The 24,159-nt window shown below is 68.1% G+C and carries 22 protein-coding genes; 10 read left to right on the top strand and 12 right to left on the bottom strand.

The window, feature by feature from the left end; translation table 11 throughout:
• Nucleotides 1–28: 28 nt before the first annotated feature.
• From LGY53_RS24220 to LGY53_RS24210, 3 genes are read right to left on the bottom strand one after another with little or no spacing between them, the layout of a single operon-like run.
• Complete coding sequence (locus LGY53_RS24220) at nucleotides 29–1,783, bottom strand: GAF domain-containing protein (RefSeq protein WP_374111228.1); 1,755 nt, start codon at nucleotides 1,781–1,783, stop codon at nucleotides 29–31.
• Between the two features lie 55 nt (nucleotides 1,784–1,838).
• A complete protein-coding gene (locus LGY53_RS24215) occupies nucleotides 1,839–2,486 on the bottom strand; it encodes a response regulator transcription factor (RefSeq protein ID WP_225728995.1) in 648 nt (215 codons plus the stop codon).
• A 27-nt stretch (nucleotides 2,487–2,513) separates the two neighbouring features.
• Complete coding sequence (locus LGY53_RS24210; protein WP_225728994.1) at nucleotides 2,514–4,043, bottom strand: AAA family ATPase; 1,530 nt, start codon at nucleotides 4,041–4,043, stop codon at nucleotides 2,514–2,516.
• A 207-nt stretch (nucleotides 4,044–4,250) separates the two neighbouring features.
• On the opposite strand from LGY53_RS24210, the gene LGY53_RS24205 reads away from it, so the two are divergent.
• The gene (locus tag LGY53_RS24205) at nucleotides 4,251–5,243 is read left to right on the top strand and encodes an NAD(P)H nitroreductase (RefSeq protein WP_225728993.1); all 993 of its coding nucleotides are present in this window, start codon (nucleotides 4,251–4,253) and stop codon (nucleotides 5,241–5,243) included.
• Nucleotide 5,244: 1 nt separating this feature from the next.
• Here LGY53_RS24205 and LGY53_RS44195 read toward each other — a convergent pair whose 3' ends face one another.
• Nucleotides 5,245–6,117, bottom strand: a complete 873-nt coding sequence (locus LGY53_RS44195) for a DUF302 domain-containing protein (RefSeq protein WP_308102979.1) — start codon at nucleotides 6,115–6,117, stop codon at nucleotides 5,245–5,247.
• Nucleotides 6,118–6,125: 8 nt separating this feature from the next.
• On the bottom strand, nucleotides 6,126–6,656 hold the full coding sequence (locus LGY53_RS24190) for a hypothetical protein (RefSeq protein ID WP_225728992.1): 531 nt from the start codon (nucleotides 6,654–6,656) through the stop codon (nucleotides 6,126–6,128).
• A gap of 200 nt (nucleotides 6,657–6,856) precedes the next feature.
• Between LGY53_RS24190 and LGY53_RS24185 the strand changes: the two genes are divergently transcribed.
• Both LGY53_RS24185 and LGY53_RS24180 read left to right on the top strand, forming a co-directional pair.
• Complete coding sequence (locus tag LGY53_RS24185; RefSeq protein WP_225728991.1) at nucleotides 6,857–7,744, top strand: universal stress protein; 888 nt, start codon at nucleotides 6,857–6,859, stop codon at nucleotides 7,742–7,744.
• 118 nt (nucleotides 7,745–7,862) lie between these two features.
• Nucleotides 7,863–9,194 (top strand): wax ester/triacylglycerol synthase family O-acyltransferase, encoded by a 1,332-nt coding sequence (locus tag LGY53_RS24180; protein ID WP_225728990.1) that lies wholly within the window; start codon nucleotides 7,863–7,865, stop codon nucleotides 9,192–9,194.
• A gap of 130 nt (nucleotides 9,195–9,324) precedes the next feature.
• Here LGY53_RS24180 and LGY53_RS24175 read toward each other — a convergent pair whose 3' ends face one another.
• Nucleotides 9,325–10,329 carry a hypothetical protein gene (locus LGY53_RS24175; RefSeq protein WP_225728989.1) on the bottom strand — a complete coding sequence of 335 codons (1,005 nt, stop codon included), beginning with the start codon at nucleotides 10,327–10,329 and terminating at the stop codon, nucleotides 9,325–9,327.
• A 157-nt stretch (nucleotides 10,330–10,486) separates the two neighbouring features.
• Here LGY53_RS24175 and LGY53_RS24170 point away from each other — a divergent pair, with 157 nt between their 5' ends.
• From LGY53_RS24170 to LGY53_RS24160, 3 genes are all read left to right on the top strand, one after another.
• Nucleotides 10,487–11,452 (top strand): 1-phosphofructokinase family hexose kinase, encoded by a 966-nt coding sequence (locus LGY53_RS24170; RefSeq protein ID WP_225728988.1) that lies wholly within the window; start codon nucleotides 10,487–10,489, stop codon nucleotides 11,450–11,452.
• Between the two features lie 113 nt (nucleotides 11,453–11,565).
• Nucleotides 11,566–12,000: an Hsp20/alpha crystallin family protein gene (locus tag LGY53_RS24165; protein ID WP_374111231.1), complete on the top strand. Its 435-nt coding sequence runs from the start codon at nucleotides 11,566–11,568 to the stop codon at nucleotides 11,998–12,000.
• Nucleotides 12,001–12,069: 69 nt separating this feature from the next.
• Nucleotides 12,070–13,638: an HAD family hydrolase gene (locus LGY53_RS24160; protein WP_225728986.1), complete on the top strand. Its 1,569-nt coding sequence runs from the start codon at nucleotides 12,070–12,072 to the stop codon at nucleotides 13,636–13,638.
• A gap of 34 nt (nucleotides 13,639–13,672) precedes the next feature.
• Here the strand turns inward: LGY53_RS24160 and LGY53_RS24155 are convergent, their stop codons facing one another.
• The 3 genes from LGY53_RS24155 to LGY53_RS24145 are packed head-to-tail and all read right to left on the bottom strand — an operon-like array spanning nucleotide 13,673 to nucleotide 16,716.
• Nucleotides 13,673–13,861, bottom strand: a complete 189-nt coding sequence (locus LGY53_RS24155; RefSeq protein ID WP_225728985.1) for a hypothetical protein — start codon at nucleotides 13,859–13,861, stop codon at nucleotides 13,673–13,675.
• Nucleotides 13,858–14,619, bottom strand: coding sequence for a universal stress protein (locus tag LGY53_RS24150; RefSeq protein WP_225728984.1), 762 nt, complete (start codon nucleotides 14,617–14,619; stop codon nucleotides 13,858–13,860). The genes LGY53_RS24155 and LGY53_RS24150 overlap by 4 nt, the downstream gene beginning before the upstream one ends.
• On the bottom strand, nucleotides 14,620–16,716 hold the full coding sequence (locus tag LGY53_RS24145; protein ID WP_225728983.1) for a glycosyl hydrolase family 65 protein: 2,097 nt from the start codon (nucleotides 16,714–16,716) through the stop codon (nucleotides 14,620–14,622).
• Between the two features lie 273 nt (nucleotides 16,717–16,989).
• Here LGY53_RS24145 and LGY53_RS24140 point away from each other — a divergent pair, with 273 nt between their 5' ends.
• Both LGY53_RS24140 and LGY53_RS24135 read left to right on the top strand, forming a co-directional pair.
• Nucleotides 16,990–17,445, top strand: coding sequence for a CBS domain-containing protein (locus LGY53_RS24140; RefSeq protein ID WP_225728982.1), 456 nt, complete (start codon nucleotides 16,990–16,992; stop codon nucleotides 17,443–17,445).
• Complete coding sequence (locus LGY53_RS24135) at nucleotides 17,442–18,152, top strand: CBS domain-containing protein (protein WP_225728981.1); 711 nt, start codon at nucleotides 17,442–17,444, stop codon at nucleotides 18,150–18,152. The genes LGY53_RS24140 and LGY53_RS24135 overlap by 4 nt, the downstream gene beginning before the upstream one ends.
• Nucleotides 18,153–18,224: 72 nt before the next feature.
• Here LGY53_RS24135 and LGY53_RS24130 read toward each other — a convergent pair whose 3' ends face one another.
• Both LGY53_RS24130 and LGY53_RS24125 read right to left on the bottom strand, forming a co-directional pair.
• Nucleotides 18,225–18,713 carry a nitroreductase family deazaflavin-dependent oxidoreductase gene (locus LGY53_RS24130; protein WP_225728980.1) on the bottom strand — a complete coding sequence of 163 codons (489 nt, stop codon included), beginning with the start codon at nucleotides 18,711–18,713 and terminating at the stop codon, nucleotides 18,225–18,227.
• Nucleotides 18,710–19,798: a glycosyltransferase gene (locus LGY53_RS24125; protein WP_225728979.1), complete on the bottom strand. Its 1,089-nt coding sequence runs from the start codon at nucleotides 19,796–19,798 to the stop codon at nucleotides 18,710–18,712. Before LGY53_RS24125 ends, LGY53_RS24130 begins: the two co-directional genes overlap by 4 nt.
• A gap of 268 nt (nucleotides 19,799–20,066) precedes the next feature.
• Between LGY53_RS24125 and LGY53_RS24120 the strand changes: the two genes are divergently transcribed.
• On the top strand, nucleotides 20,067–21,065 hold the full coding sequence (locus LGY53_RS24120) for a hypothetical protein (RefSeq protein WP_225728978.1): 999 nt from the start codon (nucleotides 20,067–20,069) through the stop codon (nucleotides 21,063–21,065).
• 61 nt (nucleotides 21,066–21,126) lie between these two features.
• Here the strand turns inward: LGY53_RS24120 and LGY53_RS24115 are convergent, their stop codons facing one another.
• Entirely contained in the window at nucleotides 21,127–22,770 is a 1,644-nt protein-coding gene (locus LGY53_RS24115) for an oleate hydratase (protein WP_225729128.1), read from the bottom strand.
• A 198-nt stretch (nucleotides 22,771–22,968) separates the two neighbouring features.
• On the opposite strand from LGY53_RS24115, the gene LGY53_RS24110 reads away from it, so the two are divergent.
• A complete protein-coding gene (locus tag LGY53_RS24110; RefSeq protein WP_225728977.1) occupies nucleotides 22,969–24,138 on the top strand; it encodes a site-2 protease family protein in 1,170 nt (389 codons plus the stop codon).
• Nucleotides 24,139–24,159 lie beyond the last annotated feature (21 nt).

Below are 24,159 nucleotides of genomic sequence, written 5' to 3'. Positions count from 1 at the left end.
ATCAGCAGGCCCTAAGGCTGTTTGTGGGTCAGGGCAGCGGCACGGTCCAGCGCAGCACGGTGCCGCGCTCCGGGCCGGGCTGCACCGTGAACGAGCCGCCCGCCTGTTCGGCCCGGACCGCGAGGTTGCGCAGGCCGCTCGCCCGGGTGTTGTCGGCGGCGATGCCGATGCCGTCGTCGGATACCTCGATCGAGACATCGTCGCGGACAACGAGATTCACCGAGACGGTATTCGCAGCGGCGTGCCGCACCACATTGCTCACGGCCTCGCGCAGCACCGCCTCCACATCCTCGGCGAGCGACGGTCCGAGCACGGAGACCGGCCCGGCCAGCCGGACCGTGGTGCGCAGCCCGGAATCCTCGGTCATCTCGGCGATCACCCCGTGCAGCCGCTTGCGCAGGGTCGGTGTGTCGGCGGCGTTGTTGGAGTGCAGATCGAAGATGGAGTGCCGGATCTCCTGCACGATCGACTGGATATCCAGAATGGTGTCGGTGATCCGGGTCTTGACCTCGGGCGCGCGGGCGCGCTGTGCGGTGCCCTGCAGCGACAGTCCGACCGCGAACAGCCGCTGGATGACGTGGTCGTGCAGATCCCTGGCGATGCGGTCGCGGTCGGAGAGCACATCGAGCTCCCGCATTCGCCGCTGCGTATTGGCGAGTTGCAGGGCCAGCGCGGCCTGATCGGCGAATGCGGTCATCATCGACGGGCCCGCGGCGTCCAGCGGTTTGAGTTCGGGTGGACGCAGCATCGTCAGCACGCCGATCACGGTGCCCTCGGCCCGCAGCGGCAGCACCAGCACCGGGCCGAATTCGATCGACGATTCGAAGATGGGGGTGTAGCGCAGTCGGTCGGCCGCTACCGCCCTACCCTCGAAGAACGCCGTCCCGGCATGTGAGTCGGCGACCGGAATGTCTTGTCCGGGAAGGGATTCCGCATCCATTCCGGCGGCTGCCGCGATCCTCAGCTCGGTGACCTCCGCGTGCGGGATATCCGGATCCTCCGGCAGGGCGAGGAAGACACAGGACGATTCGGTCAACTTCAAGGCCCGGTCGACCACGAGCGCGAGCACCTCGGCCGGTTCGCCGCCCGCGAGCAGTTCGGTGGCCACATCCTGGGTCGCCTCCAGCCACTGCTGGCGGATGCGGGACTGTTCGTAGAGGCGGGCGTTGGCGATGGCGATACCGGCCGCCGCGGCCAGCGCCTGCACCACCACCTCGTCGTCCTCGGTGAACTCCTGGCCCCCTGCCTTCTCGGTCAGGTACAGATTGCCGAACACCTCGTCGCGCACCTTGACGGGCACGCCGAGGAAGGTATGCATCGGCGGATGGTTTTCCGGGAAGCCCACCGACGAGGGGTGGGTCGAAAGATCGGTCAGCCGAATGGGTTTCGGCTGTTCGATGAGCAGCCCGAGCACCCCGTGACCGCGCGGCAGATCGCCGATCAGCACCCGGGTGCGGTCGTCGATGCCCTCGTAGACGAATTCGGCGAGCTGCTTGCTCGACTTATCCGATTCGCGGACGCCGAGCGCGCCGTAGTCGGCGTCGACCAGTTCGATGGCGGTGTGCACGATCGAACGCAGCGTATTGTCCAGATCCAGTCCGGCCGTGATCACGAGCATGGCCTCGATGAGCCGGTCCATCTTGTCGCGCACGCCGACGATCTGCGCGATGCGGTCCTGGACCTCGCTCAGCAGCTCACGCAGTCGCAGCTGGGACAGCGTCTCGAGGACCGGTGACTGGTCGCCCGGTGCTGTCTCGGACGATTCGCCTTCCATACCGAGCATTTTCGCACGGTACATCGGCCGGGCGCGCTTGCGCGCGGCGTCCCCGGGTCGCGGCTCACTCCTTCTTCGTGGGAGCGTTGAGCTTGGAGGCCATCACGGCCGCCTGGGTGCGCCGCTCCACTCCCAATTTGGTCAGCAGCCGGGATACGTAATTCTTGACCGTCTTCTCCGCCAAGAACATTCGGCTCGCGATCTGCCGGTTGGTGAGTCCCTCGCCGAGCAGCTCGAGCAGCGTGCGCTCCTGCTCGGTGAGCCCGGCCAGCGGGCCGGATTTGGCCTCGGCCTCCGCGCGCAGCTTCGCCATCAGCGCGGCCGCGGCCCGGTTGTCCAGCAGGGATTTACCCGCGCCGACCTCGCGGATGGCGTCGACCAATTCCAGCGTGCCGATATCCTTGACCACGTAGCCGCTGGCGCCGGCCAGGATGGCGTCGAGCATGGCCTGCTCATCGGTGAACGAGGTGAGGATCAGGCAGCGCAGTTCCGGATGCTGGGTCAGCAGGTCGCGGCAGAGTTCGATGCCGTTGCCGTCGGGTAGTCGCACGTCCAGCACCACCACGTCGGGGCGCAGCGCGGGGATGCGGGCCAGCGCCTGGGATACGCTGCCCGCCTCACCGATCACGTCGAGATCGGGTTCGGCGCCGATCAGATCGGCGACGCCGCGCCGCACGATGTGGTGATCGTCGACCAGAAATACCTTTATCACCGGTAGTCACCTGTCTTCGCCATTTCCTCAGCCTACGGAGATTTTCCCACCGACACAGGGGCGCTCGACCTCCGATTCGGGACCAAAGTCCCTAGTTTTCGCGGGATCGGCGTACCACTCGCGCAGCGCGTCGGTGAGCGTGTCGGGCAGCGGGCGCCCGGTGTCGATGACGGTCGCGCCGGGCCAATCGGCGGCTTCGGCGGCCATGGCTGCCGCGATGGCCGGGGTCGCGTCCGAATCGCCCGCGGCGCGGTCCCGGAGCCGGTGGTTCGCGACGGTCGCGGGGCAGACGCATCGGATCTGCCGGAGTTCGGCGTGCGCGGCGGCGGCGAGCTCCGCGGCGCGCCTCCGTTCGTCCGGAGCGATCCAGCTGGCGTCCATGATCACCGAGACACCGGCCGTGAGCAGCGCGTGCGCGCGGGTGCGCAGTTCGGTGTACACCCGGGCCTTGGCTGCCGCGGAATACGTTCCGGCATCGAGGAGTCCGGTCGCGCCGGTCACCTCGCCGGTGGCGCGCAGCTCCCGGCGCAGCCGGTCGGCGGATAGCGTCACCGCACCGGTGGCGGACGAAAGTTCGCGCGCCACAGTGGATTTCCCGGTCCCGGGGAGGCCGCCGACCAGCATCAGCCGCACCTCGGCGGCCTCGAGATGATCCAGCGCGATCCGCAGATGCCGGTGCGCGCGATGCCGCGCGGCGAGCTCGCCCTGTGCGAAACGGATGGTATCGACCTTCGCGCGAACCGATGCGCGGTAGGCGATGTAGTGGTGCCGCAGCGACGCGGGGGACCGGTCGCCGGTGATCGCCAGGTAGTCGTCGAGCAGGCGCTCGCTCAGGTCCGCGTGGCCGAGGAATTCCAAATCCATTGCCAGGAAGGCGATATCGTCGATCCGGTCGACATAACGAAGCCGGTCGTCGAAGTCGAGACAGTCGAGCACCCGGAAACCGTCGGGCAGCGCGAAGATGTCCTCGGCGAGCAGGTCGCCGTGTCCGTCGAGCAGGTTGCCCTCCGCGATTCTGTTGTGCAGCAGCGGCTCTCGACCGTCGATATAGCGCATGGCGAGTTCGTCGATCCGGGCGAGCAGCGCCGGATCCACGATGTCGGCGGGCTGCTCGCCCAGGCCGTGCAGGAGTATCTGCCAGCGGGTGCGCAGCGCGTCGGGCCTGCCCTCCGCGTCGATTTCCGGTCCGCGCCTTGCGCTGTGGTGGAACAGGGCGAGCACCTGGACCAGCGCCGTCAGCTCCGCGCCGACTCGTTCCGGATCGGCGAGGACGGTGGTGAGCCTGCGGTCCTCCGGCATCCGGCGCATGACGACGACGGGTTCGTCGGGGCCGCCGGTGGGTGAGGTCAGGTGTGCGACGCCCAGATAGACATCCGGTGCGAGGCGGCGGTTCAGCCCGACCTCACGCGCGCAGGCGCGCTCACGTAGCTCGGGGGTGCCGAAGTCGAGGAAGTCCGTGCGGATGGCCTTCTTGATTTTGTAGGCCCGGTCACCGTAGAGCAGCACGAGCCCGGTGTGGGTTTCCCGCACCTGTGCGGGCGCCGCGAATTCCGGCATGGGGCAGTCCCTTTCGACCTGTCGGAGTGGTAGCCCAAGCATGTCGCGCTCGCGGGGTGCGAGGTGATGGCCGAAGGCCACCGGCTGGGCGGGACTTCCGGCTGTTTCGAGAAGTCCCGTGAGTTCGGGCATTCCTGCCCTAACCGGCACGGGGTATCCGATGGCAGCCTTGGTGTCGATGCGACGAAGGGAACGGATGGAACCACAATGAACCGTGTACGGCCCGATGAGCAAACGATCCGGGCGGCACTGTCGCTCGCGGTGCGTGCGCCTTCGGTGCACAACACCCAGCCCTGGCGTTTTCAGATCGGCGACGGTGCGGTACACATATATCTCGACGCGGCCAGAACGCTGCGGGCGACCGATCCCGATCAGCGCGACGCGCTGGTGAGCTGCGGTGCGGCTATACATCATCTGCGCATCGCATTCGCCTCGCTCGGCTGGTCGGCCGTTGTGCACCGGCTGCCGGATCGGTCCGATCCTGAGCATCTGGCCATGCTGGAATTGGTACGGCACCGGCCGACCGACACGGAAATCGCGCTCGCCGAGGCCATTTCGACTCGACAGACCGACCGCAGACACTTCAGCTCCTGGCCGATTCCGCCCGGATATCTCGGACTGGTCAGCGAGCGGGCCGCGGCGCAGGGCGGCATCGTCCGGCGGGCCGCGAACGCCGCGCGGGATTGTCTGGTCGCGGCGATGTACGAGGCGGGCCGCAGGCATGCGGGGAATTCGGAATATCGACTGGAGCTGGCGAATTGGAGCGGCAGGCAGGATACGAACGACGGCGTGCCATCCTGGACCGCGCCGCCGCCGCGCGCCGGACAGGGCATTCCGACCAGGGAGTTCGCCGGGCCGCTGCTCGTCGATCCGACCAACGAACCGGACTACGCGGAACTGCTGGTGCTCGGCACCGCCTACGACGACCGGCCGTCCCGACTGGCGGCGGGGGAGGCGGTGAGCGCCGTGCTGCTGACGGCGGCCAACGTCGGCCTGGCCACCTGCCTGCTCACCGAACCGCTGGAGATCCCCGAACTGCGCCGCCGGATCCGGGCCGGGGTGCTGGACAACCGCGCCCACCCACAGGCGGTGATCCGGATCGGGTGGCTGCCCGCGGGCGCGACGCGGCTGCCATCCGCGCCGCGGCGGCCGATCGATGAGCTGCTCGACCCTTTCGACAGTGACCGGGCTGCCTGCTGATTTATGTGGTGGCCGATCGCTTTTCGATGTTCTCGAGCGCTACCGCCAACCGGGACCTGGCTTCCCGCGCGACCGAGTAGAGCTCGGGCCGAGCGTCCCGGCCCAGCAACAGATCCGGGTCCATCGCCTCGACAATGACCGCCCCTTCGGCCGCGCGCACCACTACATTGCAGGGCAGCAGCAGCCCGATCTGCCGGTCGATATCCAGTGCGCGATAGGCGAGTTCGGGGTTGCAGGCGCCGAGGATCAGGTAGTCCTCCATCTCTACGCCGAGTTTCGCCCGCATCGTCGCCCGCACGTCGATTTCGGTGAGTATGCCGAAACCCTGTTCCGCCAAAGCATCTCGAGTCAGGCCAACGGCTTGGCCGAAGGATACGGCGATGCGGGTGGCCAGTTCGGCGGCCGCGACGGGTATCCGGATCTCGGTCACCAGATCGTGCGGATGCACCGCCTCGTCCGGGGCGACGAGATAGACCTCGGTGGATGGGCCGACGGGACGGAAGCGCGAGGCGCGCACCCATTCCTCCAGCGCGCGGTAGGCCTCGCCGATCCGCTGGAAGTCGCCGTGATGGGTGGTGTACGCGAACAGCCCGGGCGCGATCCGGCGAACCGAAACCTGTTCCGCCACACCGTCTACCAGTCCGGCGGTGACCGGAAGCCCGAAGACGACCTCGGTGGCCCGGCCGGGTCCGACCGCGCCGCGATAGGTCGTCGACGGCGGGCCTGCGGGGGCCAGGCCGGTGCGGGCCGCCAGGGCGTAGAGTTCGCGCATGCCCGCGGCGATATCGTCGCCCGCGTGCTCGGCGCGGACCGCGCGGCGCAGTTCCAGCAGGGTGTGCGGGCTCGACTCGACCACGGTGATGCGGTATGACATGGGATTTCCTACCCTTCCTGTGATGCGAGATATGCGGCCTCGGTGCGGGCCAGCCGTCGGGCCCAGGCCCGCGCGCGGGCCAGCTCGCCGGCGCGCAGTGGGCCGCCGACCCGGTCGACGACGAAGTCCATCGGATCGTCGGCGAGTGCATAACCCAAGCGGCACAGGTGTTTTGCCGCATCACGCGCGGCCGAACCGGCCAGCCGCGCCGGCCGCAGGACATGAGTGTCGAAGGTGGCCGCCCGCGCGCCGGGTAACGCCGGATGCGCGCCGGCCAGCCATTCGCGGATGCCGAGATCGGTGACGACCTCGGCATCGGTCTGTCCGGCGGTGCGCCGCCTGGTCCACGGTCGGCTCATGCCGAGCAGATGCGTCGGCCCGCCGACCACCAGCAGATCCACCGTCGGCTCCGGCTGCTCACCGGCGGCCGCCACGCTCACCACATCGACCGTTCCGTATTCGCCGAGCCCATCGGCGATGGCGGCGGCCAGCGCGGCGGTGCTGCCGCACATCGATTCGTAGACGACGCGTGCCCGCATCCTTTTCTCCTTCGCCGGACCCGATATTCCGGGCAGCGGAATATCTCGACGCTACGGGCGGGGTGATCGCCGGGCACAGTGCCGAACCGCCACCCGCACGGTGACTTTCGGCCCGTGTCGGCCCGGTCGGTCACCGATGGCATGTCGTCCGGGGACCTTGGTCCCTGCCATCGGTGGGTGGTGCGTAGCAGCCTGGAGTCATGTCAACGAATCAGATACTCGCGGCGGTCGACGGTTCGGCGAGCTCGTATCAGGCGGTGGCCTGGGCGGCGGTCGACGCGGCGCTGCACCGCCGCCCGCTGCACATACTCACCTCGATGGCGATCTCCACCGGCTCCGGGCCCGAAATGTCGCTCGGCGAGGCCGATCTGGAATGGCTGCGCCGCGACGGCGAACGCATCCTGGCCGAGGCCGCACGCGTCGCCCGGCAGGCGACCTCGAGTACCGAACTGCACATCACGACGGAACTGTCCTTCGCCCTTGTCATCCCGACCCTGCTGGACCGCTCGGCCGAGGTGGCGATGCTGGTGGTCGGCAGCCGCGGGCTCGGCGCGTTCCAGCGCGGGCTGCTCGGTTCGGTCGGCACCGCGGTCACCCGGCACGCGCGCTGCCCGGTAGCGGTCATCCACGGCATTTCGGCGATCGACGCGGTCTCGATGACGAAACCGGTGCTGGTCGGCGTCGATGGCACCGAAAACAGCGTGCCCGCAGTCGAACTCGCTTTCGCCGAGGCGTCGCTGCGCAAGGTCGGACTGGTCGCGCTGCACACCTGGAGCGATGCCAGCGGTATCGAAATGCCGCTGGCCGGTTGGGATGCCGCCCGGCCGAGCGAGGAGGCGCTGCTCGCGGAGAGCCTGGCCGGCTTCGCGGAGCGGTATCCGGAGGTGTCGGTGCGCCGAATCGTCAAGAGCGACCGTCCCGTTCGTTCATTGCTGGAGGAGTCGGCGCATGCGCAACTGCTGGTGGTCGGCAGCCGGGGCCGGGGCGGATTCGCGAGTATGGTGCTCGGCTCCACCAGCAACGCGCTGCTGCATTCGGCGGAATGCCCGATGATCGTGGTGCGCGGGGGCGAACGTCCCGCGTCGTGATGGCCAACGCATCTGCCGCGGCGCCCGGCCACACCGGCACCATGAAGCGGTGGTGAGTCGTCCCGGCCGAATCGGCGCCGCGCGATCGACGCCACGTCGACGCAGGACGGATTGGGCGATGACCGGATTGGGCCCGTTGGATGCGGGATTCATGGAACTGGAGGACACGGATCGACACGTGAGTGCCGGGATCTGTGCGGTGGCGATCGTGGCCGGTGCGCAGCCGGGCCGTGCGGAACTGATCGCGGCGCTGCGCGATCACCTCGACGCCGATGCGAGGCTGCGCCAGAAGGTGCGCAGGGCGCGCTGGGACCTGGCCGCACCCGAATGGGTGGACGATCCGAATTTCGATCTGGCCCATCACATTCGGTGGATGGCCCTGCCGGAGCCCGGCGACGACGCGGCGCTGAACGAGCTGATCGCGTCCGTGATGGAGGAGCGACTGGACCGGGATCACCCGCTGTGGCAGTGCATCGTCGTCGAACGGCTGACCGGCGGACGCTGGGCGCTGATCGTGAAGGTGCACCACAGCATGGTCGACGGTATCTCCGGGATCACCCTGTTCGAACGGCTCTGCGAAGGGCGGCAGGGGAATTCGGTGCGCCCGGCGGTCGAACGCATCCGGTCGGATCCGCTCGGGCTGCTCGCCAAGGGGTTGCGGTTGCCGATCGATGCGCCGAAGGCGGTGCTCGGCGCGGTGCCGCTGATAATGGATGCCTTTGCGCCGGCGCCGGATTCGTCGTTGAACGGGCCGATAGGCCGCCAGCGCCGCTACGCCGTCGCGCGCACCAGCCTTTCGGCGGTGCGTGAGATCGGCGCGGCGTTCGGGGCCACCGTGAACGATGTCGCGCTGGCCGCGGTGGCGGCGGCGTTCCGCGCGGTGCTGCTGGCCCGCGGTGAAGAGCCGACGCCGGACAAGCTGCGCATCCTCGCGCCGGTCTCCACGCGTGCGACGGAGGCGAAAAATGTTTTGGACAACCGTGTTTCGGCCATGCTGCCCTTACTTCCGATCGAATTGGCGGACCCGGTGGCACAATTGGCCGCGGTGCACGAGCGGATGGCGCGGCACAAGCGTCGCGGCGAGGCGTCGGCCGCGAATTCGATACTGGAATTGGCGAATTGGCTGCCGTTCGCGTCGATCGCCTGGATCGTGCGGTCGGTGCTGCGCTACCCGCAGCATTCGGTCGCCGGGCTCGCCACCAATGTTCCCGGGCCGCGTAAAACGCTGCGCCTGCTCGGCCGGGAGGTGCTGGAAATCCTGGCATACGCGCCTATCGCGATGCGCCTGCGCACCGGCATCGCCATCCTGAGCTACCGGGACCAGTTGGCCTACGGCATCACCGGCGACTTCGACAGCACACCCGATATTGCTCTGATCGCCGAGGGTATCGAGCGCGCGACCGCCGAACTGCTCGCCCGTGCGCGAGCGGTGGCCGTGCCGGTCGGGTAAGCGAAAGATCCACCCGCGCAACCTGTTCCGGGCCGTGCGGAGATGTACGGGAAATGGCCGTGGCGGAGGACGAAGAAGGGACCGCCACGGCCGGATCCCGCTCGGCGCATCGGCCGAGTCTGTGTGCGGCTCAGAGCTGGTGGAACGTGAGGATGTCGGCGACCGGGCGGCGGGGCGAGAGCTGTTGGTCCTCGTCCGCGGGCGCGGCGCCCACCCGGATCACCACCTGTGGCAGGTTGGGGTTCGGCAGCAGTGCCGCAATGGTTTTCCGTTCCGCGGGCAGTTCGGTGATGTGAGTCAGCGCGCAGCTGGCCGCCCCGGCGGCGGTGCATTCGAGCAGTACCGCCGAGAGCGCCTCACCGGTGTGCAGCCACTCCAGCATCGAATCTCCGGTCGAGCTCAGCACCAGCAGCCGCGCCTGATCCGTCGCCAGTTCGCCGCGGCGGGCCGAATGCGGCGCCGACGGGAAGGTGCGGCCGACGCCGACGCGGGCGAACTCCGCATCCGAGGCCAGGACGCTCTTCGGCACACCCTCCGGGCCGCTGGTATGCCCTGTCCACCAATGCAATTCGGTCTGGTACTCCATATCGTAGCGGCGCACGGCCGCGGCGTGCTGCGAGGCGACGGTGAGCCGGTCGCGCGCGTCCGAGGGCAGGGCGTCGAGTTCGAGGTTGTGCGGATGTACCAGCATGCGAGTGGCGTGCAGGAGTTCGTCGAAGTCCGCCGGGGGCAGCATCGGCAGCCGGTCGGTGCGCCGGTGCTCGATGGCGCGGGCGCGGGCCCGCACCCCGGCGGGCGGATCCGGCCAGCGGCGGAAGTCGACGACGGCGAGGTAGTCCAGCCGCCCGGGATCGGGCAGGCGCAGCGTATCGGTGTGCCACCCGTACGCGGCGCAGGCGGTCCGCAGGTGGTGCAGCATCGCGCCGCAGCTCATCACCAGCTGCCTGCCGTTCGGGTCGGCGGAAACGAGCAGCCGATCGTTATCGCGGAACAGATGTAGCCGGGTGCCGTCGAACACCCAGCGCCACGGCTGGGTGTTGTGCACCGACGGTGCTCGACCGGCCAACCGCATGGCCGCCAGCATGGTCGGTCGATCCGGTACGAACTGCTCGGTGAACGCGGTGCTGTCGGTCATGCAAGTCAGTGTCGGCCGATCCGCGCGCGACCGATATGGAACTTGCGCCCGTACTCCGGGGACGATGGTCCCTGTCGCTGCGCCGCGCGACCAATGACGTCCGATCGGGGTCCTTCGGCTCTACGGCGCACCGCCTCCGAATACCGACGCTGATCGCATGATTCTGACAGCGACGCTGAATCCGGCCGTCGACACCGCTTTCCAGGTGGACCGGCTGGTCGGCGAGGGGAAGAACCGGGCGCGGGTGTGTTCGGTGCGCGGTGGGGGCGGCGGCATCAACGTCGCGCGATGCGTCACCCGGTTGGGCGGGTCCGCGATGGCCCTGCACACCGCGGGGCGCGAGGTCGGGCAGCTGCTGAACCGGCTGCTCGACGCGGAAGGACTCCCGCATCAACCCATCGAGGTGGGCGCCGAGACCAGGAACGCCTTCGTGGTCGGTGAACAGTTCACCGGCCACAGCTTTCACATCGTGCCGGACGGCGCGCCGCTGTCGGCCGCCGACAGCGGGCGCTGTATGGAGGCGATACTCGCGGTGGCGCCGCATTATCCGTATCTGGTCGTCACCGGCAGCGTGCCGTCCGGGTTCGACGAGAACTTCTGCGCCGAGCTGGTCGAACGGATGCGGCGGTACGACACCAGGATCGTGCTGGATATCGCGGGCGCACAGCTGCGAAATGTGTTGCGCGAGCGGGTGTTCCTGATCCGGCTCGACCGCAGGGAGGCGTCCGCGCTGATCGGTGCGCCGATCGACGGGTTCGCCGCGGCCCGTGCCGCCAACGAGTATCTACTGGATCTCGGCGCGACGGTGCACGCGGTGACGACGGTCGGCGCGCTCGGCGCGGTGTATTCGAATGAGGAAGCGCACCACCGGATTTCCGCGCCACCGCCGCCGCTGCCGCCGCGCAGCGACGCGTGCGCGGGCGACAGCCTGATCGGCGCGCTCACCTATCGGCTGGCCGCCGGCGCGTCCTGCCTGGCGGCCTGCGAATACGGTGTCGCCGCCGCTGCCGCGACCGTGCTGCTGCCGGGCACCGATATATTCCAGCGCTCGACCGTCGACGCGTTTATCGCGGAAGTTCGCACGGTATCCGAGGACCGGAGATCCGAACCCGTGCGGACTTAGGGCTACCGCGGTGACGACAAATGACACCGGCGGCCGGGACCCCGGTCCCTAGCCGGGCGGACCGGACCTCTGCTCGAATCGAAAGTATCAGTCTCCCAATATAAATGGAGTGAATCATGAGTCTGCTTCCCGCGCATCGCCGCTCCCAGTCGGTATTCCCCGACCTGTCCGACTTCTTCGCCGGATTCCCCTTCTTCGAGACCGTGCGCCCGGTCATGGAGGGCAAGCTGCTCCGGGTCGAGGACGAGATGGCCGATGGCAAGTACCTGGTGCACGCCGAAATGCCGGGTATGGATCCGGATAAGGACGTCACCATCACCGTCCGCGACGGTGTGCTGACCATCAAGGCCGAGCGCAGCGAACGGCAGGAGACCAAGGGACGGTCGGAGTTCAGCTACGGCTCCTTCGTCCGCTCGGTCGCGCTGCCGGCCGGCGCCAAGGAAGACGAGATCGCCGCGACCTACGACAAGGGCATCCTCACCGTTTCGGTGCCCGTCGCCGAGACGGTCGCGCCCGCCGAAAAGCATATCGCGATCAAATCCTCCTGAGCGGCAATGGAATCCGGGGCGGCGGTCGCGGCCGCCGCCCATGGGCGGGACCGGAAGAAAGGCATCGAGATGGACACGATATCGACCGTGATCGATCCGTGGGTGCACCATGCGGTGATATTCGACCTCGACGGCGTCGTCGTCGATACCGTTGCGCTGCGTACCGATATCTGGCGCGAGGTCTTCGACGATGTGCTTTCCCGCCGCGCCGGCGCTGATCGCCAACCGTTCCGAGCCGCCGACTACCACACCTACTTCGACGGTAAGCCGCGACTGGATGGGATAACGCATTTCCTGGCGTCGCGGTCGATTTCGCTACCGCTCGGCGATCCGGCCGACCCGCCGGGCGCGCGGACCGCGCACGCGGTCGCCAATCGCGAACGGCAGCTGCTCGGGGAACAATTGGAACGCGGTGTGCCGGTACAAAAGTCGACCATGTCGCTGGTCCGACGGCTGCACCAGGCCGGGATCGCGACGGGCGTGTACTCGGTGCACGGGAACGGCAGGGATATCCTCGCCGCCACCGGGATGGCGCACGAGTTCATCGCCTGTGTCGACGGGCGGACCGCGGCCGAGCTGGAGCTTCCTGGAAAGCCCTCGCCCGCACTACTTTACGAGGCGGCTCGGCAGCTCGGTGTGCTGCCGTCCCGCACGGTTGTGCTCGAGGACGCCGCGGCTGTCGCGAGCGGCGGCGGTTTCGCCGCGGTGATCGGGATAGACCGGTCGGCGCATCCGGATCGGTCGCGGCGCGACGGCGCGCGACTCGTCGTTCCGGATGCCGATGCGATATCCGTGCTGTCCAGAACCACCGACCCGGTGGGTGTCGCCGAGGCGACCGCGTACACCGAGTTGCTGCTGCGGCGCGAAATACCCGGCCGCCGAGACGATTCCGAGATCATCGCGGGTATTCGCGAACTGTTCGAGCTGGTCGACGCGGCCGGGTTGGCGATGGTCGGCGCGCCGTCGGCGACCTTCCGCGAGATCCCGGGCTCCGACCGGGTCGCGGTCGATTTCGCGGTGCCGATCATGCGGGCGCCCGCGCCGACGCCCGATACCGAGGTGCGCACGGTCGCACCGGGTTTGGTCGCCAGGACCTGGCATCGCGGCGGATACGGCGGTATCGACACCGCGTATCGGGCGCTGGAACAGTGGGTTCGCGCGTCGAATATGCGCACCACCGGACCGCTGACCGAGGTCTTCCACATCGCGCCGGAGGATATCGACACCGTATCCGAGCTGACCATCGAGTTGATGATTCCGGTCGCACCGGAGCCCACTATCTCTGCCCGGATGAGCGAGCCGCTCGCGGCCGCCGTGCCGCGAATCGCGAATGCGTTGCACGAGCACGGATTCGACATGATCACGACCCTCGATCTGGACCCTGCCGGACACGGGCGCGACGCCGACGAGGCCGTACTGGTGGCCTGCGGTTCCCGGCTGGTCCGCCGGGCGCTGGGCGCCGACGCCCGGGGCGCGGTGCCGCTGCTGACGAATCCCGTGCTGGTCCGCACGGTGGCCGGGCAGACGACGGTGGACGTGGTGGCCCCGCGACTCGCGGAGTCGGCCAGCGCCGAACTGCACCGAATCGCGGACGAGACAACGTATCTGCTGACCGCCGCACTGGAATGCCTGCTCTAGTGGATCCCGAAATGGCGGCGCCGCGAACGTGAGCCTAGCCCGCTATCGGCTGGGGCTGCTGCTCGTATTCGTGTGGAACATGCCACTGCATACCGCAACTGCGGCAACGGAACAGGACATCGCTGGGATTGTCCGCGATGAAGACGTCGTCCGCGCCGCAGCCGGGGCAGACCGAGGATGCGCCGAACGCCTTGCCGAAGTCGAGATTCGCCGTGTAGGTCATGATAAGAGGAAACCTCTCGCGGGACGGTTCGTCCCAGTGCCGGAAGACCTCTCGTGCGGTGACGTCGGTACCAGCAGTACGGGCACCGTGGCCGCGGCGACGGTGCGCCGCACGGTCTCCGCGCGGCCCGGTCGCACCTGCTGCGACCAGCCGAGGACGATCAGATCGGCGGATGCGGCGGCCACATCGACAACCGTCTCACCGGGCGCTCCGTTGCGGAGGGTGAGTTTCTGCTTCGGGCCGGAGAAATACGGAGTGCAGTAGCGGGCGAGGAATTCCTCCTCCCAGGCGTCCCTGGCGTGCGCCGCCTGATCCCAGTACGCCGGAACGGTTTTCCGGTCGAACACATGCAGCACGACGATTTCCATGCCCGCGGTGCGGAACAGCCGCACGGTCTCGGCGACCGCGGTGGTCGCCTCCTCGGTCCCGTCGAGGGGTACCAGCACCCGCTGGATCACTGAATGCGGAATACCTTCCGGCACAAGTACTACCGGTTTGGCGGTGGCCTGCACGATCGGCCAGGCCGCGGCATCGCGGGCGAGTACGCCGAGCGCGATGGCCGGATCGGCCAGCGCGCGCAGGAAGACCTCGGCGGGCGCGTCGCCGGATTGGCGGTATACCTGGCCGCAGATCACGTCGGCCAGCGCGTCCGCCACCGCGGCGACGGTCGTCGAGCCGCGGCACAGCACATAGTAGGGCGCTGCCGCGGTCGCCGGACCGTGGACGGCGTCGCGGGGCAGTTGTTCGGATGAGTTCATCTAGGCTCCCTGTCGCTTTGTGGCACACCAGGTTTCGCCCGACACCCGGATGGCGGCGGCATCGTCCACCGCGACGGTCAGCGGACCGTCGCAGCGGATGCCGACGCCGTCCCGGCCGATATCGAGCCGGACCCATCTGCCGAGGCAGCCGAACGCGATACCGAATCGCCCCCAGCCGCCGGGCAATGCGGGGCGGATACGCAATACCCCGTCACGCACCCGGATACCGGCGAATCCGGTGAGCATCGCCTGCCACACCCCGGCCAGCGCGGCGAGATGCAGGCCCGCCGCGGTGGTTCCGGTGTGATCGTCCATATCGATCCGCAGGGCGCGGCGCAGCATGTCCAGCGCCGCGTCCGGGCGTCCGGCACGGGCCAGCAGCGCCGCCATGATGGCGGGGGACAGCGAGGATCCGTGCGTGGTGCGCGGGCCGTAGTAATCGAGGTTCGCGACGAGCGAATCGACCTCCTCCGGAATCAGGTGGTGCAGCATCAGCACATCGGGCTGTTTGATCAGCTGGGATCCGGCCACCCTGGCCTGGCCGAGCAGCACGTCGGCGGCGACCGGTGGCCGCGCGATTTCGGCGGCCAGCAGCGGCTCCAGATCGAAGTAGCCGGTGAACTGTTCGTAGCGGCCGTCCGGATGATGTTGGTCGACAACGCGTTCCGCGAGCCACCGCCAGGCCGCGAATTCGGCGGCCTCGGCCGCGTCGCGCGGTTCGAGCCGGGCGGCGCGGCGCAGGTTCCAGCGGGCGAGCACATTGGTGAAGGCGTTGTCGCACACCGATTCGTGGTACTCATCGGGTCCGATGACGTCGTCGAGGTGGGCGCGGCCGTCCGGATCGAGCCGGAACCGGGACACCCAGTAGCGGGCGGTGTCGGTGAGCAGCTCCCGGCCTTCGGCGCCGAGCCAGTCCACGCGGCCGGTCCACTCGGCGAAATGGTCTGCCGCCCAGGCGATATCGGCGGTGATGTGCTCCTCCCGGGTGCCGGTCAGTATCGGTACCGGCACCCCGCCGAGGTAGCCGTTGCGCGGTGTCACATCGGTGCCGTCGGCGGCCGACTCCCACGGAAACCGTGCTCCCCGTGCGCCTTCCGCGCGGGCTCGGGCTCTGGCCGCGGGCAGCCGATGTGACCGATAGGCGAGTATGGCCGCCGCCGCGTCGGGATCGATGCTCGCCACGGCGGGCAGCACGAACACATCGGCGTCCCAGAAGACATGACCGCGGTAGCCCGGGCCGGACAGCCCGCGCGCACCGACCGCCGATTCGCCGTGCGCATCCGCATTGCTCCACAGTTGGAAGAGTGAGAACCGCACGGCCAGTTCGACTTCGGGGTCGTCGGGGAGATCGATGCCGACCCGCTCCCAGCGGTGCGCCCAGGTGGCGCGGTGGGTGGCGAGCAGCCGGTCGACACCGAGCTCACGGGCGGACGCGAAATGGTCGGGTATGCCGGGCCGGGCCTGATAGGCGACGATACGGTCGACCCGGCGGTGCGTGGCCTCGTCGGTAACCCGCTGGGCGGCGACCGCCACGACGACACCTCCGGTGCTGGATTCCGTTCGCAGGCAGCGGCTTTGATCTTCGTGGGCGGTTGTTGTGGTGGTGTCCGTCGAACTCGGCGCGGGTTCCAACATGGGTTCCGGTTCCAGCCGCCCGGCGGCGGCCTCCGCGCGCAGTACCGCGACGCCGGGGCGGTCGGCGCAGGCGAAGCGCAGGCTCCGGAAGTCGCCGCTCAGCTCCCGGCGGTACAGTATGCCGTCGCGCAGGTCGAGGACGCGTTCGTCGGCGACGATCGGCGGATCGATGGTGAGGCCGGTCCAGCGTGGGCATTCGAGCAGGTGCTGGTCCGGGCCGGTTCCGGTGTATACGCCGTTGACCAGCACGCCGGGCGCGGTATCCGGTCCGTCCTCCTCGACCGAGCCGCGGGTGGCCACACCGCCGTCGCCGATTGTGAAAAGTGCCTCGGATACCCTGCGGCGCAAGGGGTTTCCAGGCTCCTCCGCGATCGTCCAGGCCGGGTCGAACCGTATCTCGACGGGAGACGGCGCGAAGGTCACATCCGCATCGGCGGCAACACGCCCATCATGTGCAGACACATCATCATCATGTGCAGGAACCGTCCCAGATCGGTGGACATATCCATCATCGTTCATCGCCTCGCATCCGTTCGACGTCGGTACCGGCAACTGTGCGCTCGGCCGCCGCGGCGGGCCAGGGCAGGAAGTGCCTGGCCGCCGAGGACCTTTGTCACCCGGATTGCCGAATCGTCCATCCCGGCGAACGGCGACCTTCTTCCCTATCGGTGGCGGGTCTGCGGTCGCGACGATGGTCGAATCATCGAAATATCCTCCGCAGGAAGGAAACTCGCCATGACCACGGCACAAGTCGTGATGCAGCCCGATGTGGTGCACATCGGCGTGCGCGACACCATGGCCGCCGCCGCCGAACGGATGCGCACGCTCGATATCGGCGCGCTGCCGATCTGCGACGGCGAGGGACATCCGGTCGGCATCGTCACCGACCGCGATATCGTCGTGAAATGCGTTGCCCTCGGCCAGAATCCGAAATCGACCACGGCCGGCGAGCTGGCGCAGGGTGCCGCCGCACTGTACACCGTCGACGTCGCGACCGATCTGGCCGATGCGATGGAGCTGATGCAGCGGATGCAGATCCGGCGGCTCCCGGTCACCGAGCGCGGCAAACTGGTCGGCATCATCACCGAGGCCGACCTGGCGCGCAGACTGCCCGAACAGGTGGTCGGTGAATTCGTGGAAGCCGTTTGCGCACAGCATCTTCCGCTGGCGGGCGAGGGAGGCCGGTCGTGAAGCGCCGCACCGTCGCCGATGTGATGACCCGGGAGGTGGTGTCGGTTTCGGCGAGCACCCCGTTCCGGGAGGTGGTGCGCACCCTGGCCGTACATCGGATCAGCGGTGCGCCGGTGCTGGACCGGCGCGGGCGGGTGATCGGCGTGGTCAGCGAATCGGATCTGCTCGGCAAGCAGGCCCGTGACGGCGGCGCCTGGATCGGCTCGTTCTGGATGCTGGTACGGCACAGGTCGCGGCTGTCCCCGGTCGGGCTCACCGCGCACGATCTGATGAAGACTCCCGCGGTGACCGTACGCCCGGACGATCGGCTCACCGTTGCGGCGGCGACGCTGGCCCGGCACGGCATCAAGCGAGTGCCGGTGCTGGACGACTCCGGTGCGCTGGTCGGCATCCTGGCCCGCCGGGACGTGCTGTCGGTCTACGACCGCACCGACGCCGACCTCGTCGCGGAGATCGAGACCGAGGTGCTGGAGCATTCGATGTATCTCGAGCCGGGCACGGTGACGGTCGAGTCCCGCGACGGAGTTGTCACGCTGCGCGGAAAAGTGGAGCGGCAGAGCATGATCGGCACCATCACCGCGCTCACGGCGGCCGTCGACGGCATCGTCGACGTGCGCAACGAACTCACCGCCGACTACGACGACACCGATATCCCGCCGCCACCGCCGGTGAACGTCGGTGTCTTCGCGCGGCACAAGGATCACTGAGCACCTGGCTCGCGCACGACTTCGGGGCTGCGGATCCGTCGATGCGCGGCCCCGGTCGCGTCGGGCAGGAGCTCAGCGCTGCGGCCCTGGCTCTTCGGATTCGATACGAAACACCGGAAAATCGGCCGCGATTCGCTCGAATTCGGCGGGTGCGGCATTCGGCGCGACCGGAATGTGCGGCCGCGCGCCCGGCGCGACCTTCAAGTAACGCCAGAGGATCGGCGCGCGCTGTTCCGGTGGGACGGGAACCAGGCAGACCTTCTCCCGTATGCCGTGCCGGAGCTCGGCATGCCCGTGGGCGACGGTCAGGTTGCGCACCCAATTGACCTTGTCGCCGAGCATCGACACGATGTAGCGGGCGCCCTCGAATTCGGTGACCACCACCGGGAACCAGATCGTCCGGCCGCTGCGGCGGCCACTGATTCCGAGTGCGGCCACCCGGCGCGGCCAGATGCCTGCGGCGAAAACCCTTGCCGACCAGCGATTCTGGACGCGGGCGAAGAGATTCGGCCGCCCCGTGCGGTAGAGCCAGCGCAAATAGTGGTGGTAGCCGAACGTCATCCGGCGATCGCGATCGTTTCGGTTGTGAGCGTCGCGGTTTCGGGTGCGACCAGGGCGAGCTCGCGGGCCCGGGCGGTGGCCAGGACGCGGCTGTAGAGGGCCGCGTGGTCGCGGGCCATGCGGTGCATGTCGAAGCGACGCTCGGCGGCGGCCCGGCAGTCTCGGCGATCGATATCGGGTATATGCGCGATCGCCTCCAGCATGGAATCGGTATCGGCACAGAGGAATCCGGTACGGCCGTGGTCCACGATCTCGGGTGCGGCGCCGTTCGAGAAGGCCAGCACCGGTGTGCCGCAGGCCAGTGCCTCGGCCATCACCAGACCGAACGGCTCCGGCCAATCGATCGGATTGATCAGCGCGTCGGCGGCCTGCATCAACCGGACCCGGTCGGGCAGGGCGAGCTCGCGTGGTTCCGGATCGTCCGGGCCGAGCAGCGGGCGGACCCGCTCCTCGTAGTAGGCGTGTTCCTCGGCCTCGCGAATCTTGGTGACTATCACCAGCTTTCGTCCGGCCAACCGGGCGAATTCGACCGCGCGATGCACGCCCTTCGCGGCGTTCATCCGGCCGACGAAGAGCAGGAACCCACCGCCGCCCGGACCGTACCGATAGGTGTCGAGGTCGATGCCGTGGTGGATCACCGCCTCGATCGGAATCGGTGCGGCCGTGCGCTTCTGATTGTGTGAAATCGTCACCACCGCAACGCGATCGGCGAAGCTGGCGATATTGCGCGCGTTCATCGGATCGAACGGCCCGTGGCAGGTGGACACCACCGGCGGACCGTCGATGGTCGGGCCGATGAGCGGGCCGAGCGCGGTGTGATCATGAATGATGTCGACATCGGCCAGCGCCTCGTAGGCGGCCAGCACGTGCGCCGCCTCGGGCACCGCGACGCCGATCGGGGTGAACGCCTCGTCGTAGAGGAACGACTTGCGCACGGGGCAGGTCGATTCCCCGACGGTGAACAGGCGGACGTCGTGCCCGAGGGCGGCGAGGCCGCGGGCGAGGTTGTCCACCACCGCTTCGGTTCCGCCGTATGCGGGCGGCGGAACGGGAACCCACGGTGGTGCGATCAGGCCGATACGCATAGCAGCTCCTTTGACCCGGTGAATCCGGAAGTGCATTCAGCACACCGCCGGGGCGGTATTCCGCAGAAGGGTCGATTCGTCTTGTGCGCTACGCCGAAATCCTCGGAAACAGGAGGCCTGATGCTCTGTGCGAATCCGGCGGCGACGTGCTAGCCGCGACCGAATCGGGACCTCGGGCCGCCATATGTGGGGACCGAATTCCCTGTCCGGCATCGATGCGCGCGCAGTTTGCTGAAGCAAACGACACTGCTAACGAAGGGTCTTCGCCATGCTGCTGGCCGCGTCCGAGGCGGTGACCGGGAACCCGGCGCCGTTCACCTGGGTAACCGCTTTATCGATGATCGTGTTCTGCGCGATCCTGTGGGGGTTGGTCCGCTATATGCAACTGCATCCGCGGGCCTCGCTGTGGGTTTGGGGACTGTCGATACTGACGTTCCCGCTGTGGATCTGGGGTCCGGGACGGCATATCGGTCTGGTGAATTGGTTCTCCTGGGCCAAAATACTGTCCGTACTCATACCGCTTACCATCGTCGGCGCGATGCGAGTCTCGATGGCGGAACTGCGCGACGGCCCGATCTGGCGGTTGCTGCGTCACCCGAAGGCGCTGTGGTTCCCGTACGGAATTCTTTTCCTGAACATCACCGAGGCCACCGTCCGCGACGCGCAGATCGGCAATTACTGGAATGCGGCCGTCGGATTGGCCCTGTGCCTGACGATTCCGTATGCGCCGCGGTTCTGGGAAATCGGCAGTGATCGCAACGCGGAACTCATCGCCTTCACCACCATGGCCTGGAATTTCCTCTATACCTCGTGGAATTTGTGCTTCACCTACGGTGGCTACCCGCCGCAGGAGGAACATTTCGCGGGCAGTATCTGCATTCTGGCGGTGGCCGAGATCTATCCGCTGGTTATGCGCAGGCCCGAGCTGTACATCACCGCGCGGATCTACACGCTGGCGGCGCTGATGCTGGTGATCGGCATCTACAACATCTTCCCGAAGGTGATGCCGTCCACCGGATGGTTCGACGAGAAGATCTGGATGGTTTGGGGCGCAATCAATTTCGTGCTGGTAGTGCCGTATCTGTTCTGGCACATGTGGCAGCTGCACAGCGGGAAGGCGCTGATCAGCTTCCGGCGCGGACCGGCGCGGGAGCGGTTCGTCGCCCAGCACGGCGCGACCGTGCGGGCGCTGGAAGGGCTCGGCCGGTCGCTGGACGCGGGCCCGGAGACGCTGCGGGAACGCCGGAGCGCGACGCCTGCTCGATAGTCGACGGCAGGAAATCAGGCGGGCACTGGAATCGGAGTGCCCGCCTGATCGTTTCGAGGGATCAGCGGAACGCGGTGCGCAGCGCCCGCCAGGCGACCTCGGGATGATCCAGACCCCGGTAGAGCGGCGGGATCGGCTTGTCCACCCCGAAGTGGTGATACACGGCCAGCATGGCGGCCCGCACCGAATACTCCACGGTGAACACCACCGCCTCCGGGATCTCCACGAACTGGCCCATGAAGGCGAAGTTCGCCGCGCCCTCCGGCACGACCAGCGGCCGGTCCTCGACCACCCGGCGCTCGAATTGCGCGTCGATATAAGGCATTTGGACGGTGGTCACCTTGGTAGCCGCCCGCACGTCGTCGGCGATATCGTCGAAGCCGAGATGTCCGAGCAGTTCGTCGAGGATCTCCGAGCCGGTGCACTCGTCCATCGTCTTGGCGACGTAATCGCCCGGCACGTCACCGAATAGGGCATAGCCCCACAGTGTGTAGGTGCCCAGCTCCTGGTCGCGGAAATGCGGTTGCGCGGGCACCACGATCGACAGCAGCCAGGACGAATCCTTCCACGTCATCAGCGCGCCCTCGCCCGGCGGGTTGCCGCTGTACTTCTGGATCCGGTCCAGCAGCGTCCGGTCGTACATGGTGAGCGTGAACGACTCCCATTTGCTCTCGTCGATATTGCCGCAGAAGGCATTCGGGCGGCCGAAGTCGTCGGCCTTCTTCGCCAGCGTCTCCCACAGCCGCCACGATCCGTCCCGCTTGTCCCGGATCAGTTCCGGGACGGTATTGCGGTCGCCGTAGGTGGCGTCGGCGGTCATCGAGCCGTTGGTGATGAAGACGTAGTCGTTCGGTCCGAGCTCGATATGTCTTCCGACGCCGTCGGTTTCGGTCAGGTCTAGCGAAATCGCGCGCCGGGCACGCGGATCGGTGAAGTCGAATCCGATATCGTCGACGGTGACGCCGAATCCGATCCGCACGCCGTGCCCGCGCAGCCAGGCCTCGATCGGCGCGATCACCGAGTCGTACTGGTTGTACCTGGACCGCCGCACGCCGGCCAGGGTGTGGATGCGCTCGAATTCCTGCACGAAGCACAGGAAATAGCGTTTGAGCTCGATCGCCGAATGCCAGTTCTGGAAGGCGAACGTGGTCCGCCACATGCACCAGAAATTGGTTTCGAAGAAGGCGGGCTGGAAGAAATCCTCGATGCGCCGCGCGCCGATCACCCGCTCCGGCAGCGCGACCAGGCGCGTCAGATCCGCGCGGTCGCGCAGGGTGAGGCCCAATTCCTCGGCATCGGGAATGGAATGGTCGCGCCGGATGATCCGGGCGCGCGCATGGGTGGGATGTGCGGCATTGAATTCCAGGAACTCCCTGCGCACCGACTTCTCCGGATCCTCGATGGTCGGAATGGACTCCAGCAGATTCCACAGGCAGGAGTAATGCTCCTCCTCGAACATGCGCCCGCCGCGGGTGACGTAGCCGCCCTCGGCGGTGGGCGCCTTCGCGCCGTCCATCGAGCCGCCGGTGATCGGCAGCTGCTCGAGTATGTGGATATTGCTACCGGGCACGCCGGCGTCCCGGATCAGGAACGCGGCCGCGGCCAGCGACGCGATACCCCCGCCCACCAGATATACGGTCGAATCGGATCGATCGGACATGGAACTGCCTTCCTCGAAAGAGTTTGCTGTGCGGACGCCATCCATCCGATCCGGATTCGGTGACCGCGCACAGGGCATTAGTTCTCCCGGTCGGTGGCCGAAGGTCGCGGGCGGCGCGAATCCGGCGACATGACAATCGCCCCATCGGTCGGCAACCTTGGACCCTTTGGCCGCGGACGTTGACGTCGCAGGCTGAGCGGGTATGGCGCACGAGTAGCGCCGCGAGCCATGAGGAGACAGGCCATGCCATTGCACGAAACCATCCCGCTGGGGCGCATCGCGGGCATCCGGATCGGCGCGCACTGGAGCGCGCTGGTCACGCTCGCCATCTTCACCCTGCTGCTCGGGCACTCGCTGGTGCACGACAACGGAAATTCGTTGGGCGCCTGGATGATCGCGTTGATCGGCGCGGTGACGCTGTTCGTCTCGCTGGTCGCGCACGAGGTGGCGCATTCGATCGTGGCTCGCCGATCCGGGGTGCGGGTGGAGCGGATCGTGCTGTGGTTGCTCGGCGGAGTGTCCGAACTCGACGACGAACCGAAGGACGCGCGCTCGGATCTGTGGATCGCGCTCGCGGGCCCGCTCACCAGCGTCGGCATCGGTGCGCTGCTGTTCGGCCTAGCCGGGCTGGTCGCCTTCGGCACGACGGGGCCGGTGCTGCAGATGCTGGTGTGGGCCGCGTCGGTGAATCTGGTGCTGGCCGTATTCAATATGTTGCCCGGCGCCCCGCTGGACGGCGGCCGGGTGGTGCGGGCGCTGGTCTGGCGTTCCACCGGGGACCGGCTGCGCGCCGCGACGGTCGCGGCCCGCAACGGACGGATCCTCGGCATGGTCATGCTGTTCCTCGGCGCGGCCGAGCTGATCATTTCCGGCAATTTCGGCGGGCTGTGGCTGATCCTGCTCGGCTGGTTCCTGCTATCGGCGGCGAACGGTGAGCTGGCGCTGGCCGGACTGCGACACCGGTTGGGCGACATCAGGATTCGCGATGTGATGAGCGAACATCCGGTCTCCGTTCCGATCGGCTGGTCGATCGGCGACGTGCTCGCGTCGCCCGCGATGCGCACCCACCACCGGGTGTTCCCGGTAGTGGATTCGGCGGGCCGTCCGGTCGCGGTGCTGTCCTACGCCGATCTGTCCGCCCAATTAACCGCCGCCGGACCCACCGCGCTGATCGCGAAGACGGCCCGGCCGCTGCCGCCCGCGGCGAAGGTCGACGAGGACACCCTGCTGAGCGAGGCCGCGTCGCGGGCCGTGCTGCGGCCGGATCTGGACCTGATCGCCGCCGTCGACCACTTCGGCCGGTTGTCCGGGGTGGTGACGGCGACGGATCTGGCCTTGGCCTGCCATCGCAGCGCGCTCGGCCTGCCGGTCCGTGCCGGAGACCTCGGGGACCGAACGAGCAGCGCGCGGTAATCGCTTGACCGACACGACATT

It is taken from the genome of Nocardia sp. JCM 34519.1 (assembly GCF_020361265.1).
Classification (GTDB): Bacteria; Actinomycetota; Actinomycetes; order Mycobacteriales; family Mycobacteriaceae; genus Nocardia; species Nocardia arthritidis_A.
Note: the sequence above shows the minus strand (reverse complement) of the source record. Positions and strands in the feature narration are given on the sequence as shown.